The following is a 12,996-nucleotide window of genomic DNA, read 5'->3' on the forward strand; positions in this document are numbered from 1 at the left end:
AACCATTCCTCAGCGGGTCAGGATGCGGTCCAGCGCGACCCGGACCCGCTCGGCGTCCTCGCGGTACTTCACTGCGGCCCCCATCGTGGCCGCCGCGACCTCGGGGTCCAGGCGGCTGTGCCCCAGCGCCGCCAGCGCCCGGGCCCAGTCGAGCGTCTCGGCCACGCCCGGGGGTTTGACCATGCCCTCGTCGGCCCGCAGCTGCTGGACCACCTCGACCACCTCCCGGGCCAGCGTCTCTGCCACCTCGGGCAGCCGAGCCCGCACGATCGCCAGCTCTCGCTCCAGGCCGGGGTGCTCGATCCAGTGGTAGAGGCACCGCCGCTTGAGCGCGTCGTGCAGCTCCCGGGTGCGGTTCGAGGTCAGCACCACCAACGGTGGGGTCCTTGCCCGCACCGTCCCCAGCTCGGGGATGGTCACCGCCCAGGTGGAGAGCACCTCGAGCAGGAAGGCCTCGAACTCGTCGTCGGCCCGGTCCACCTCGTCGACCAGCAGCACGCACGGCGCCTCCTGCAACGCCCGCAGCACCGGTCTGGCCTGCAGGAAGCGCTCATCGAACAGCTCGGCCTCCAGGTCCTCGCTGGACCCGACGGAGTGGCCGTCGCGGTTGGCCGCCGCGGCGGTCTCCACCGCGCGCAGGTGCAGGATCTGCCGAGGGAAGTCCCAGTCGTAGAGCGCCTGGCTGGCCTCGATCCCCTCGTAGCACTGCAGCCGGATCAGCGGCACGCCCTGCAGCTGCGCCAACGCCTCGGCGAGGGCGGTCTTGCCGGTCCCGGGTTCGCCTTCGAGCAGCAGCGGACGCTCCAGCCGGTGTGCCAGCCAGGTCACTGTCGCTAACCCCTCATCGGCCAGGTATGCCGTGCCGGTCAGGGCGTCGGCGAGTGCCTGCGGGCTGTCGAACGCGGCGCTGGGCTCCATGCTCGTGGAGTCTAGGGCGCTGGCCCGCGCAGGATCCCGGGTGCCCGGGCGGCCGCCCCGCCCGGTGATCTACTCGCCCTCCGGCTCCTCGGTGGCGTCCGGGTCCTCTTCCGGCTCGAAACTGTTGGGCTCGTCGTCCATGCCCATGCCCGCCCCCTCCTCGTTCAGCGGCTCCTCCCGCTGCCCATCATGCTCCTGCTGGCCGCGCTCCATACCCGACTGTTCGCTCATGGGCCTGTCCTTCCTGTCCGTCGATCGGCGTGGCCGTCCGACATGGGCGGCCCTCCTCGCAGTCTGCTCGCCCACTCCCCGCTCGTCCAGACGAGCAGTTGCGAGACGCAGGTGAGCAAGGGTTGACGACGGTCGACCCCAGGCATATTGTCCCAGTTGTGGATGGGACAAACTGGGTCACCTGGTCGGTGCTCCTCCTCTGTCTGCTGCCGCTGGTGGCCCTCGCTGACCGTGGCGGGGTCCGGGCCCGCGCCGAGAAGCAGGTGCACCGGCTGGTGGAGGCGGGGTGGGCCCCGTCCCCGGACGTCCACGCGTCCGCCGTGGGCCAGGTGGCCCGGGAGGGGCACGTCGCCAACCTGACCGGGGTCGTGGGGTCGCTCACCGGGGTCCTCGTGCTGGCCCTCGCCGGCCTGCCGCCAGCGCGGCTGGGGTGGGGCTGGGCCCTGGGGTTGGTGATCGGCATGTACGCCGGCCGCCTCGCGGTCCACGCGCGTGCCGGCCGGCTGCGGACCGGTCGACGGGTGGCCGAGCTGCGGGAGCGACACGCCTGGGACTACCTGCCGCCGGAGGACCGCTCTGCGGTGAGCATCCACCTTGCCGTCGTGGCGGGCTCGGTGGCCCTCGTTGCGGGGCTTTTCGCCACGACGGGCGGGGCGGCTGATCCTTGGCCACTGCTTCTCCTGGGCAGCGCCGTGGCGTGGGGCCTGGTGCCGCTGGTCGCGGCCCAGTTGATGGCCCGCGCCGCTCTGGCTGCGAACACCCGGGACGCCTTGCGGTGGCAGGACGCCTGGCGCTCGGTCATCGTGCGGGACCTCGTCCAGCTGCTAGGCACCTCCTCGCTCCTCGCGGTCCTGAGCCTGTGGTCAGCCACTGCGGAGTGGCCGGCACCCGCCTGGACGAACGTCGCCGTACTGCTCGGCTTCGCCGCCACGCTCCTCGGCATGACCCTGCCCGTCTTCGGACGCCCGGTGATCGTCCCCGCCCGCTCGAGCACCCAGGATGCATCATGCTGATAGAGGCCGACCCGAAGCTGCCCACGCCGGTCTACGAGCAGGTCGTCGAGCAGGTGGTCGAGGGGATCCGCACCGGTCAGCTGGTGCCTGGCGACAAGCTGCCTTCGGTGCGGCAGCTGGCCAGCGACCTGGGGCTCGCGGCCAACACCGTCGCGAAGGCCTACCGCCAGCTGGAGGAGGAGGGGCACGTCGAGACCCGCGGCCGGGGCGGCACCCTGGTTCGCGACGAGCTGGCCCCCGCCCTGCCGAGCCGGACCGCGGCGGAAGAGTTCGCTGAGACGGCACGCCAGGCGGGCCTGGACCTTCAGCAGGCTATCGGGTTGCTCCGGCGGACCTGGTGACGCCGGTCGATGCCCGCGCAGTCCGCGACAGGGCGCACAGAGCGGGTCCCGGCCCGCTCCTCTACGGCGTATCGACGTCCGTCCCGGAGGCGAGGTCGCCGCACTCGACGAGCCCCGGCCGGGTCCTGCGCAGGTAGGCCCGTGCGCCGGCGTCGCCGCGCGCGACGTCGAGCACCGGCTGCCAGTGGTCCTGGCCGAGCAGCACCGGGTGGCCCGGGACGCCCCGGTATGCCGCCCGCACCAGGGCGTCTCCTCCCACCCCTCCGGCACCGGCCGGGCGGGCGTCGAGCAGCCGCGCGATGACGTCGGGCCCCACGTCGGGCAGGTCGACGAGATGCACGAGCGCCTGGGTTGGTATGGAGCGGCCGCGGGTCGCCAGCGCGGTCAGGCCCGCCCGCAGCGACTCACCCATCCCTTCTTCCCACGTCCCGCACCGCACTGCTGAGACCCGGGTGTCGGTCATGTCGGCGAGCAGGGTCTCGACCTCCTCCGCCGCGGCACCGGTGACGACGAGGACGTCGCCGCACCCTCCGTCGTGCAACGTCCGCACGGCGCGGACGACCCAGGGGCCGGAACCGTCGTCCGCGAGGGCCTTGGGCCCTCCGTACCTGCGTCCCGCTCCCGCAGCCAGAAGCAACCCGGTGGTCCGGGCGGACGCGCGGGCGGGCGGGCGGTCGCTCCGCGGCGGGGACGGCATGCTCATGTCCGCCAGTCTGCCTGTCGGTCCGGTGCGCCAGGATGGGGGGATGAGCATCCTGGTGGACCTGTCCGAGCTGGCCGGGGTGGTGGCGAGGCACCCCACCGCCTACCTGCTGATCGCCGGCGAGGACCGGCCGCACGTCGGCGAGGTTGAGGTCAAGGTGGGTGACGGCGTGCTCATCGTGCCGCGACCTGGCCGGACGGCCCGCCGGGTCCTGCCCGCGCGGCCACTGGTGACCCTGCTCCTGCCACCGCACGAGCCGGACGGCTACAGCCTGGTGGTCGACGGATCGGCCGAGCTGGTCGACGAGCAGGTGCGAATCACCCCTAGCCATGCCGTGCTGCACCGCCGGCCACGTCCCGACTCCCCGCCGTCGGCGACCGCCTGCGAGGGCGACTGCCAACCGCTGTCATGACAAAGGAGGTCGTGGGCCAGCGGTTCGTCGACGAGGACTGGTATGCCGCCGAGCTCTCCTCGCGGACCTACCGGGACTGCGCCTTCGTCGACGTTGACCTTACGGAGGCCGAGACCAGCGGCTGCCGCTTCGAGGGGTGCTCCTTCGAACAGGTCAGGCTCAACGCCTCCATCCATCGACAGTCTTCCTTCACCGCCTGCACCTTCGGCACGACCTCGTTCTTCGACGCCACGCTGGAGGGCTGCCGGTTCGACGGCAGCAGCTTCGTCCGGTGCTCGCTGTCGGCCCTGACCGTCCAGGGCGGCTCGTGGTGGGGCGTGAGCTTGGTGGGTGCCGACCTGCGCAAACAGGTGCTGCGCGACCTACGGCTCGTCGACGCAGACCTGTCCGAGGCCGACCTGCGCGACGTCGACCTTCGCGGCAGCGACCTGTCGGGCAGCGTCCTGCGCTCTGCCCGCCTGGACCGGGCAGACCTGCGCGGGACGACACTGGCCGGTGCCGACCTAACCGGTGCGGCGGTGCGTGGCGCCCGGCTCGACCTGCTGGGCGCCGTCGCCCTGAGCACCTCGCTGGGAGCTGTCGTGGAGCCGGACTGACCGGCTTCACAACGTTGCGGTGAGGCCGGCGCAGGACCGGTCGAGGTAAAGGTTGGGCAAAATCCGGTCCGGACGCCTTGCGCGGCGTCGGGCAGGAGCGGGAGCGTCATGGACATGAGCCTCCGACCCAGGACCGCACTCACCTCCATCTCCTCGCTCTCGACGCTCGGTCTGCTGGCCGGGGCCGCGCTGCCCGTCCAGGCGGAGGAGCCTGTGCACTACGTCGCCCTGGGCGACTCCTTCTCCGCCGGGACCGGCACCCGCGCGAAGGTCGACGACTGTTACCGCTCGCCCCACGGCTACCCGGCCCTGCTGGCGGACGCGCACGGCCTGCAGTTGGACTACCAGGCCTGCTCCAGCGCCGACACTGAAGACGTGCACCGTGATCAGCTAGACGCCCTCTCCCCCGCCACCGACTACGTGACGATGACGATCGGCGGCAACGACCTCGGGTACGCCGGGGTGATCACCCAGTGCGCCCTGCCCGGATGGCTGTCCAACTGTGAGGGCCGGATCAACGACGCCCTCGAGCTCCTGCACAGCCAGATGCCGCAGCGCTACGACGTGCTCTTTGCCGAGATCGGCGTCCGGGCCCCGGCCGCGGACGTCGTCATCGGCACCTACCCCCACCTGTTCAGCGGGCGTAACTGCAACCTCGCCACCTTCTTCACCGCCGCCGAGATGCGGGCCCTCAACGGTGCGACCGACCAGCTGGCCGACGTCATCGCGGACCGGACGCAGGCGGCCGGGTTCCGGTATGTCGATGCCCGCCCCGCTTTCCAGGGCCATGCCGTGTGCGACTCACCGGAGTGGGTCAACGGGCTGAGCTGGCCGATCCAGGAGTCCTACCACCCCAACCGGGACGGCAACATCGGTTACGCCGACATCTTCTGGCCGGGCACCTCCGGCAGCACGACAACGCGGACCACCACCGACACGGGCACTGCCTCAACCGACCAGACATCCGCGTCCCGCGCCCAGCAGGTGCGGGCCCAGGCCGATGCGGTCCTGGCGATGGACCTGACCGGCTCGGCCAACCTGCGACAAGCACGCTCGGCGGGTGTCCCCACCGGTGAGCTGGTGCGTCTGGTGGCACAGCTGCGCTCGGGCGACGTCGCGACCGTGGAGAAGGCCCTGGCCGGTCTGGCCGCTCTCAACGAGCGGCACGCCATCCGCGCCGGACGCTAGCGACCGGTCACGCTCGTCTGCTTCTCAGACGAAGCGGACCCAGTTCGCCCCGTTGCCGATCTCGGCGACGTCCACCTGGGTCAGGGTGCCGTCCTGCCCGACGTCGAGCAGCACTGCCTCGGTCGCGCGCTCGCCGACGGAGACGACATACCTGCCGTCGTCGCTGACCCTGAAGCCGCGCGGCTGCGTGGGCACCGGGGTGAAGCCCACCGGCTCGCCCAGACGCCCGTCCTGCAGTGGCACGGAGGTGATCAGGGATGAGGTGCGCTCCGAGGCCAGCACCAGGTCACCCGCGATGCCGACGTCCGCGCCCCAGATGAGGTGCTCCTCGAGGGGGTCGGCGTCCATCCGGCTGTGTGACAGGCCCTGGGACGGGTCGACAAAGTGGACCGCCTCGTGCGGCTGCAGGGTGCCGTCGCTCTGCACGGTGAGCCGGAACACCTCGCCGGAGAACTCGGTGACCAGGTAGGCGTTGTTGCCGTCCCCGTTGAGGATGAGGTGCCGTGGCCCTGAGCCCTCGGGCATCGCCAGGGTGGGGGGGTCAAGAGGCCTGAGCGCGCCGTCGGGTGAGAGCGCGTGCTGGGAGACCAGGTCGTCGCCCAGCGAGACGAACCAGGCGTGGCCGGCACGGGCGATGACGCAGTGCAGGTTGGCGTTCTCGGTCCGTGCGGTGGGCTCCCCCACGACTCCCTCCTGGACCGGCCACACCAGGCCGACCCCCCCGCCGTAGGAGGCCCCGAGCAGGAGCGTCCCCCCGTGCGAGAGTTCCAGATAGGTCATCGAGTCCTCGACCTCGGTGCGTGAACGCTCGGCCAGCTCCCCCGACTCACGGTCCAGGCTCAGGGTCGCAATCCCGGCGTGCTCACCCTTGTACGCGGCGTAGACCAGGTCGCGCTCACGGTCCACCGCGAAGGAGCCGCATCCCTCCAGGCCCCCGGTGGTGGCCAGCACCTCCAACCGGGGTCGGTCCCCGCGGTGCAGACGCAGGGTGCTGATGGTGCCGTCTCCGGCGTTGGCGATGAGCACGATCTCGGTCATATCCTCAGGCTAGGCGGGTGCGTCGCGGCTCTCATCCTCAAGAGGAGGTGCCCCGTGTGGCCGGCGAGGGGCGGTCACCGTGCGGTCGCGTCGGTGCCGCGCGGGCATACCGTAGGAACCATGTGGCGCTTGCAGCAGCTCCCGCGCTGGCGGGCCCCGATCGTCGCGGTCAAGGCCGCCCTGGCCAGCGGGATCGCTTACCACCTGGGCTCGCTCCTGCCCGAGCCTGTTGATGGGTACAGCTACTACGCCGCGCTGGGCGCCTTCACCGTGGTCGGGTTGGTCCTGGTGGACTCGGTCAAGGAGTCGCTGCAGGTTTTTGGCGCGGTGGGCCTGGGAGTGACCATCGCGGTGGCGGTCCAGGCCTTGACCATCGCCAACCCCGTCACCGTCGCCCTCACCATCGCCATCGGCGTGCTGCTCGGCTCCTCCCGGTTGTTCGGGGCGCAGCGCACCTGGGCGCCCCTGGCCGCGCTCTTCGTCCTGGCCACCGGGGGCCAGGACCCCGAGCCGATGGCCCTGGGGTATGTCGTCCAGATCCCGCTCGGTGCCCTGGTCGGCGTCCTGGTCAACGTCGTGCTGTTCACGCCGCTCGGGGACGATGACCTCGAGCCGGCCGCCGCGGCAGTGCAGCAGCGGCTTGCGGTGCAGATGCGCAGCTACGCCGAGATCCTGCGCGACCAGAGCGGTGACGGGCTCCAGGAGGGGACGGCAACCCAGGGACAGGGGCGGGTCAGTGGCACCGAGGACGAGGTCCCGGAGGAGACCGAGGCAGCGGCCCGCCGGGGGACGTGGTGCATGACAACGTCGTAGAGTTGGAGCAGGCGCAGGCCCGGCTCCGGTCGGCGATCGTCGAGGCGCGACGAGCCATGCGAGGCAACCCCAGGATTCGCCTGCGTCGGGACAAGACCACTCGCCAGTTGGACCGCGCCGAGGCGCTCAGCCGGTGTGCCGCGACGCTGATGGCCGTGGGGGTGGTGCTGGGACAGTCGGCCCCCGCCCTGAGCGAGGAGGGGATCGTCCTGCGTCGACGCTCGGCCACCGCCCTGGATCAGGCCGCGGACGTCTTCACCCAGCCCGGTGCCGCGCGTGCGGAGCCCGAGGTGGTGCAGCGGAGCAGGCACAGCCTCCAGCGGGTGCTGGAACAGTCCCAGTCCATGCCCTCCAGCGACGGCCTGGACGAGATCCTCTTCGGGGCCCTGGCCCTGGCAATCCGGGAGTGCCTGCGGACGTTCGCCAGGGAGGTCGCCGAGATCGTGGTGCCCGAGGCCGACGAGAGCGCATGAGCGGACCCTGCAGCTCGGCGACGGAACGGCATACCGATCCAGCGTGATGGCCACACGGGGTCGCACCGACTCGCCAGGACAAGCCTGCCCGCCGCGTACCACCCTGAAGGTTCGAAGACCACCCCGAGGAGGACCCATGACCACGCTGCCTACCCAGCAGCCGCCCCTGTCCCTCGCGAAGCAGGACCCTGCCTCCCTGGGGGGCCGGCTCAGCGTGCTCTACCGGCAGCGCGCCGACCACGTGCGCCTGGAGGAACTGCTTCGTCAGCTGGACGCCACTCCGCTGGCGAAGCAACGGCCGGTCCTGCTCGACCTGTACCGCTTGGTCTTCCCGCACGCCTTCGCCGAGGAGTCCGTCCTGTGGCCGGTGCTGCGTCGAGTGCTGCCCGAGGGGAAAGAGCTGACCCTGCAGGTGGAGCAGGAGCATCAGGAGGTCAACGAGGTGGTGTCTCGGTTGGAAGACCTGGACGTCGCGGATCCCGGGCGCGGACCGCTGCTGCAGCGTCTGGCCGACCTGCTGCGCGAAGACGTCCGCGACGAGGAGGACGAGCTGCTGCCCGGGCTGCAGCAGAAGCTCACCCTGGGTCAGCTGCGTCGCCTTGGGTTGTTGTGGGAGGTGGTGCGGCGGGTGTCCCCGACCCGCGCGCACCCCGTCGTGGCCCGCAGACCTCCCGGCAACGTGGTGGCTGCGCTGCCGTTGACCGTCATCGACCGGAGCAGGGACATGCTGGAGCGCGTCGCACTGCGCAGCGCGCCATCGATCGCCGACCGCCTGGCCGTCCTCGACCACCGGCTGGGCAGGGCAGCACGCAGGGTCGAGCGGCTCCCGATGATGCGTGCGGGCGAGCACGCCTCGACGAGCGTCGGGCACGCGGCCAGTCTGTGAGCCGACCAACCATGAGCCAGGCATGAACGAGGCACCGCCGGATCGGCCGGAGGTGCCCGCCGGGCACTACCGCAACCCGGTCCACGCCGACTACTTCGCGGACCCGTTCGTGCTCCGGACCTCCGACCCGGATCTGCCACGGTATGTCGCGTACGGCACCGGAAGGCGCCACGGTGAACTCGTCTTCGACGTGCTGACCTCCCCCGACCTCCACTCCTGGACCCTGGCCGGCGGTGCGCTGCGGACCCTGGCCCCCGAGGCCGGAACCGACTACTGGGCCCCCGAGGTGGCCGAGGCCGACGGCCGCTGGTGGATGTACTACTCCGTCGGGATGGGGGACGTGGGTCACTCCATGCGGGTGGCGGTTGGGGACAACCCTCTCGGTCCCTTCCACGACTGCGGGGGCGACCTCACCCCCGACGAGCGGTTCGCCATCGACGGTCACCCCTTCCGCGACCGGGACGGCACGTGGTACCTGTTCTACGCCAGGGACGTCCTGGAGGGTCAACGGGTCGGGACCATGCTGGCCGTCGACGTCCTGGAGACGATGACCCGCCTGCAAGGCCGGCCGCGCACTGTCCTCGAGCCCAGCGCCGACTGGCAGGTCTTCCAGCGGCAGCGCACGATCCACGGTGGGGTCTACGACTGGCACACCCTTGAGGGGCCTGCGGTCGTGCACCGGCACGGCCGGTACTACTGCCTGTACTCAGGTGGCTCCTGGGAGGGTGCGGGATACGGCATGGGGTATGCCGTGGCTGACCACCCTCTGGGCCCTTGGCAGGAGCCCTTGACTGGGGGCAGGTTGCTGGCCACAGTGCCGGGCAAGGTGCTCGGCCCCGGGCACGCGTCCGTGGTGCGCGGGCCTGCTGACCAGGACGTTCTCGTCTACCACGCGTGGGACGCCGAGAGGACTGCGCGCCGGATGTGCATCGACCCGATCAGGTGGAATCCTGCAGGCCCGTCGGTGGACGGGCCCACCTGGCAGGCGGTGCGTCTGGACCGTGGTCTCGACAGCCGGAGCGAGGCGCGGGACGAGAACGTGACGGTTGAGACGTACAGGACGGGAAAGCAGGAGTACAACTAACCCCATACCACGAGCGCCGTCTGCGCAGCGCAGCGGCCCGGCGAAAGGGGCACACCTCATGAGCTTCACCCATTCTTCCCGTCGGGCCGCACCTGCCCGCCGAACCACCCTGACCGTCTGCGCAGCGGGCTTCGCTCTGGTCCTGGCTGCCTGCGGAGGCGGGATGAGCCCGGAGGAGGCCGCGCAGCAGGGTGACGAGGCCCCCGGGGACGCGGCCGAGTTCACCGGCGACTACACCGGCCCGGCTGTGGAGCTGGCCTACTGGAACGGTTTCACGGGCGGTGACGGCCCCTTCATGCAGGATCTGGTCGAGCAGTTCATGGCCGAGCACGAGAACATCACCGTGGTGTCCAACACGATCCAGTGGGCCGACTTCTACCAGCGGGTGCCGGCGGCGGTCAACGCTGGCGAAGGGCCGGACGTCGGGGTCATGCACCTGGACCAGTTGGCCACCAACGCCGCCCGCAGCGTCATCGTCCCCGTCGATAGCATTGCCGAGGGGTTGGGCCTTTCCGCCGACGACTTCAGCGAAGAGGTCTGGGACGCCGGCGTCTACCAGGATGAGCGCTACGGCATCCCGCTGGACGTGCACTCCCTGGCGATGTACTACAACCCGGAGCACTTTGAGGAGGCGGGGATCACCGAGGTCCCCACCGACGAGGAGTCGTTCATGGCGGCGCTCGACGCGCTGCAGGAGGCCGGTCATGAGGAGCCCTTCTGGATGCCCAACCAGTGGCCCGGCCACCTCATGTACCTCTCCCTGGCCTGGCAGAACGGGGCCGAGGTCTACGCCGAGGACGGCTCGGCAGCCAGTTTCGCCTCCCCCGAGGCTCTGGAGGCGGCCGAGTGGCAGCGGTCGATCATCGAGGAGGGGTACAGCCCCTCGGACGTGGCCATCGACTCCCAGTACGCCGCCTTCAAGAACGGTGAGAACTCCATCACCTGGGACGGCATCTGGCAGATCAACGACCTGGAGGAGTCGGGGGTGCCCTACGAGATCGCACCCGTCCCGACGATCTTCGACGAGGAGGCCATCTGGGCCAACTCGCACAACTTCTTCATCACCAAGCAGGCAACCGCGGACGAGAACAAGTACCAGGCGGCCCAGGTGTTCATCGGCTGGATGAGCGAGCAGTCGGCCGAGTGGGCGGGCTCTGGCATGATCCCCGCACGTCAGTCCGTGCGCGACAGCGGCGTTCTTGACGACACGACCCAGGGCGTCATCGCCGAACAGATCGACTCGATGCGGTTCCTGCCGCCCGTGCCGGGGCTCGGAGGGGTCCAGGCCGAGGCGCTGGAGCCCGCGCTCAGCGAGGCGATCCTTGGCCGCAGCGACCCGTCGACGGCCCTGGAGCGGGCCAGCGAGCAGGCAACGGAGTTGATGGAGCAAAACCTCGAGAGCTTCGGGGGCTGAGGTGGCGACCTCCGCAGCCCAGATCAGGGAGGAGGTCGACACCGGGGAGTCCCCCACGCAGCGCACACCACGCCGCCTGGTCACGCACGGCAAGGTCACGCCCTGGCTGTTCCTCGCCCCATACCTGACCCTCTTCGTCGTCTTCGTCATCGCCCCGATCGTGTACGGGGCATGGATCAGCTTGCACCGGTATGACTACACCTTGCCGGGCAAGCCGTTCGTCGGGCTGGACAACTACCTGACCTTGCTCACCCCAGGCTCCATCACCTTCGACATCTTCTGGGACTCGATGCAGGCGACGGCGATCTTCACCGTCACCAGTGTCCCGCTGCTGCTGGTGATCCCGCTGCTCGTCGCACTGGTGATGAACAGGTCGTTCCCGGGACGCAACGTCTTCCGGGCTGTCTTCTTCGCCCCCTACGTGCTCGGCGTGGCAGTCGTGGCCGTGCTGTGGCGCTACCTGCTCGATCGCAATATCGGGCTGGTGAACTACTACCTCGAGGCCGTGGGCCTGCCTGGTGACATCGCCTGGACGACCTCGGTGCCGGCAGCCTGGGTGGCTTTGGTGGGCGTGACCGTGTGGTGGACGCTGGGCTTCAACGCGGTGATCTACCTCGCGGGGCTGCAGGACATCCCCCGAGAGCTCTACGAGTCGGCCCGGGTCGATGGTGCCAACGGCTGGCAGCAGTTCCGTCATGTCACGCTGCCCGGCCTGCGCCCCGTCCTCTCCTTCGTGACGATGGTGACCATCATCGCGTCGGTGAATATGTTCGGCCAGTCCTACCTCATGACCGAGGGCGGGCCTGGTCGGGCCACCCGCACCGCCATCTACCAGATCGCCGAGACCGGGCTGCGCAACTACCAGATGGGCAGTGCCTCCGCCATGAGCTACGTGCTGACTGTCTTCCTGATGCTGCTCAGCCTGGGCGTCTTCTGGCTGTTCCGCGAGAGGAGAGGTTGAGATGAGCCTTCAGACTGACGCAGACCCTCTGCAGACGGGCGAGGTCCGCGGCACACCCGACGAGCCGCCACCGGCCGAGGATCGCTCAGCCGGTCACGGCCGTCGTCCGGGACGAAAGATCCTCACGTACGTGGTGCTGATCGTGCTGGCGCTGATCTTTATCAGCCCTCTCATCTTCATGGTCGTCACCTCGTTCAAGACCCGGGCCGAGGCTGGAGCCATCCCCCCCTCGTGGGTCCCCGACCCGTTCACCACCCAGGCGTACGAAACGATCATGAACTCCCGGGGCACACCCGTTCTCCGCTGGTTCGGCAACAGCATGCTCGCCGCACTGGCCAACGCTGCCCTCGTGGTGACGACGTCGGCCCTGGCTGCCTACGCGCTGGCGCGGATGCGCTTCGCCGGCCAGCGCATCGTCTTCGGCCTCATCATCGCCACGCTCTTCGTCCCACCGGTCATCCTCATCATCCCCAACTACCTGATCGTCGGAGAACTCGGCTGGCTGAACACATTGCTCGCCGTCATCGTCCCGACGGCGGCCTCGGCCTTTGGCGTGTTCTTCCTGCGACAGTTCTTCCTGGGGATCCCGGTCGAGCTCGAGGAGGCCGCCCGCCTCGACGGGGCCAACCAGTGGCAGACCTTCTGGCGCGTCGTCCTGCCGCTGTCCAGGCCAGCCCTGGCAACCCTGGCGCTGCTGTCCTTCCTGACGAACTGGAACGACTTCCTGTGGCCGATCTACGTGCTGTTCAGCCCGGAGATCCAGACGCTTCCGGCGGGTCTGTCGACGTTGCAGTCGGCCAACGCGGTCCGCTACGACCTCCTCATGGCGGGGGCGGTCGTGGCCAGCGTGCCCGTCCTGGTCCTGTTCGTCTTCCTCCAGCGCTACCTCATCGAGGGCGTTGCCCGCTCGGGTCTGAAGGGTTGA

At 70.1% G+C, this 12,996-nt stretch carries 16 protein-coding genes; 12 read left to right on the forward strand and 4 right to left on the reverse strand.

Annotation, left to right across the window (positions count from 1 at the left end; genetic code table 11):
- Nucleotides 1-9: 9 nt before the first annotated feature.
- A complete protein-coding gene (locus FY030_RS08140; protein WP_158061074.1) occupies nt 10-918 on the reverse strand; it encodes an AAA family ATPase in 909 nt (302 codons plus the stop codon).
- 69 nt (nt 919-987) lie between these two features.
- The gene (locus tag FY030_RS16365) at nt 988-1,149 is read right to left on the reverse strand and encodes a hypothetical protein (RefSeq protein ID WP_192498535.1); all 162 of its coding nucleotides are present in this window, start codon (nt 1,147-1,149) and stop codon (nt 988-990) included.
- A 158-nt stretch (nt 1,150-1,307) separates the two neighbouring features.
- On the opposite strand from FY030_RS16365, the gene FY030_RS08145 reads away from it, so the two are divergent.
- Nucleotides 1,308-2,162, forward strand: coding sequence for a hypothetical protein (locus FY030_RS08145; RefSeq protein ID WP_158061075.1), 855 nt, complete (start codon nt 1,308-1,310; stop codon nt 2,160-2,162).
- Nucleotides 2,156-2,503, forward strand: a complete 348-nt coding sequence (locus FY030_RS08150; protein WP_158061076.1) for a GntR family transcriptional regulator — start codon at nt 2,156-2,158, stop codon at nt 2,501-2,503. The genes FY030_RS08145 and FY030_RS08150 overlap by 7 nt, the downstream gene beginning before the upstream one ends.
- A gap of 61 nt (nt 2,504-2,564) precedes the next feature.
- Here FY030_RS08150 and FY030_RS08155 read toward each other — a convergent pair whose 3' ends face one another.
- The gene (locus tag FY030_RS08155) at nt 2,565-3,206 is read right to left on the reverse strand and encodes a nucleotidyltransferase family protein (RefSeq protein ID WP_238348187.1); all 642 of its coding nucleotides are present in this window, start codon (nt 3,204-3,206) and stop codon (nt 2,565-2,567) included.
- Between the two features lie 43 nt (nt 3,207-3,249).
- Here FY030_RS08155 and FY030_RS08160 point away from each other — a divergent pair, with 43 nt between their 5' ends.
- The 3 genes from FY030_RS08160 to FY030_RS08170 all read left to right on the forward strand — a co-directional run bounded on the left by FY030_RS08160 (nt 3,250) and on the right by FY030_RS08170 (nt 5,402).
- Nucleotides 3,250-3,618, forward strand: a complete 369-nt coding sequence (locus FY030_RS08160) for a zinc-binding metallopeptidase family protein (RefSeq protein WP_158061077.1) — start codon at nt 3,250-3,252, stop codon at nt 3,616-3,618.
- Nucleotides 3,615-4,214: a pentapeptide repeat-containing protein gene (locus FY030_RS08165; RefSeq protein ID WP_158061078.1), complete on the forward strand. Its 600-nt coding sequence runs from the start codon at nt 3,615-3,617 to the stop codon at nt 4,212-4,214. Before FY030_RS08160 ends, FY030_RS08165 begins: the two co-directional genes overlap by 4 nt.
- Before the next feature lie 114 nt (nt 4,215-4,328).
- Nucleotides 4,329-5,402 (forward strand): SGNH/GDSL hydrolase family protein, encoded by a 1,074-nt coding sequence (locus tag FY030_RS08170; protein ID WP_238348188.1) that lies wholly within the window; start codon nt 4,329-4,331, stop codon nt 5,400-5,402.
- Nucleotides 5,403-5,426: 24 nt separating this feature from the next.
- Here FY030_RS08170 and FY030_RS08175 read toward each other — a convergent pair whose 3' ends face one another.
- Nucleotides 5,427-6,440 carry a lactonase family protein gene (locus FY030_RS08175; RefSeq protein WP_158061079.1) on the reverse strand — a complete coding sequence of 338 codons (1,014 nt, stop codon included), beginning with the start codon at nt 6,438-6,440 and terminating at the stop codon, nt 5,427-5,429.
- 120 nt (nt 6,441-6,560) lie between these two features.
- On the opposite strand from FY030_RS08175, the gene FY030_RS08180 reads away from it, so the two are divergent.
- The 7 genes from FY030_RS08180 to FY030_RS08210 all read left to right on the forward strand — a co-directional run bounded on the left by FY030_RS08180 (nt 6,561) and on the right by FY030_RS08210 (nt 12,996).
- Complete coding sequence (locus tag FY030_RS08180; protein ID WP_158061080.1) at nt 6,561-7,253, forward strand: aromatic acid exporter family protein; 693 nt, start codon at nt 6,561-6,563, stop codon at nt 7,251-7,253.
- Between the two features lie 2 nt (nt 7,254-7,255).
- On the forward strand, nt 7,256-7,726 hold the full coding sequence (locus tag FY030_RS08185) for a hypothetical protein (protein WP_158061081.1): 471 nt from the start codon (nt 7,256-7,258) through the stop codon (nt 7,724-7,726).
- A 136-nt stretch (nt 7,727-7,862) separates the two neighbouring features.
- On the forward strand, nt 7,863-8,612 hold the full coding sequence (locus FY030_RS08190; RefSeq protein WP_158061082.1) for a hemerythrin domain-containing protein: 750 nt from the start codon (nt 7,863-7,865) through the stop codon (nt 8,610-8,612).
- 22 nt (nt 8,613-8,634) lie between these two features.
- Nucleotides 8,635-9,696, forward strand: a complete 1,062-nt coding sequence (locus FY030_RS08195) for a glycoside hydrolase family 43 protein (RefSeq protein ID WP_158061083.1) — start codon at nt 8,635-8,637, stop codon at nt 9,694-9,696.
- A 58-nt stretch (nt 9,697-9,754) separates the two neighbouring features.
- Nucleotides 9,755-11,110 carry an ABC transporter substrate-binding protein gene (locus tag FY030_RS08200; protein WP_158061084.1) on the forward strand — a complete coding sequence of 452 codons (1,356 nt, stop codon included), beginning with the start codon at nt 9,755-9,757 and terminating at the stop codon, nt 11,108-11,110.
- A gap of 1 nt (nt 11,111) precedes the next feature.
- Nucleotides 11,112-12,071: a carbohydrate ABC transporter permease gene (locus tag FY030_RS08205; protein WP_202879683.1), complete on the forward strand. Its 960-nt coding sequence runs from the start codon at nt 11,112-11,114 to the stop codon at nt 12,069-12,071.
- A gap of 1 nt (nt 12,072) precedes the next feature.
- Nucleotides 12,073-12,996: a carbohydrate ABC transporter permease gene (locus tag FY030_RS08210; protein ID WP_158061085.1), complete on the forward strand. Its 924-nt coding sequence runs from the start codon at nt 12,073-12,075 to the stop codon at nt 12,994-12,996.

Origin of the sequence: Ornithinimicrobium pratense (assembly GCF_008843165.1) — a bacterium.
GTDB classification, from domain to species: Bacteria; Actinomycetota; Actinomycetes; order Actinomycetales; family Dermatophilaceae; genus Ornithinicoccus; species Ornithinicoccus pratensis.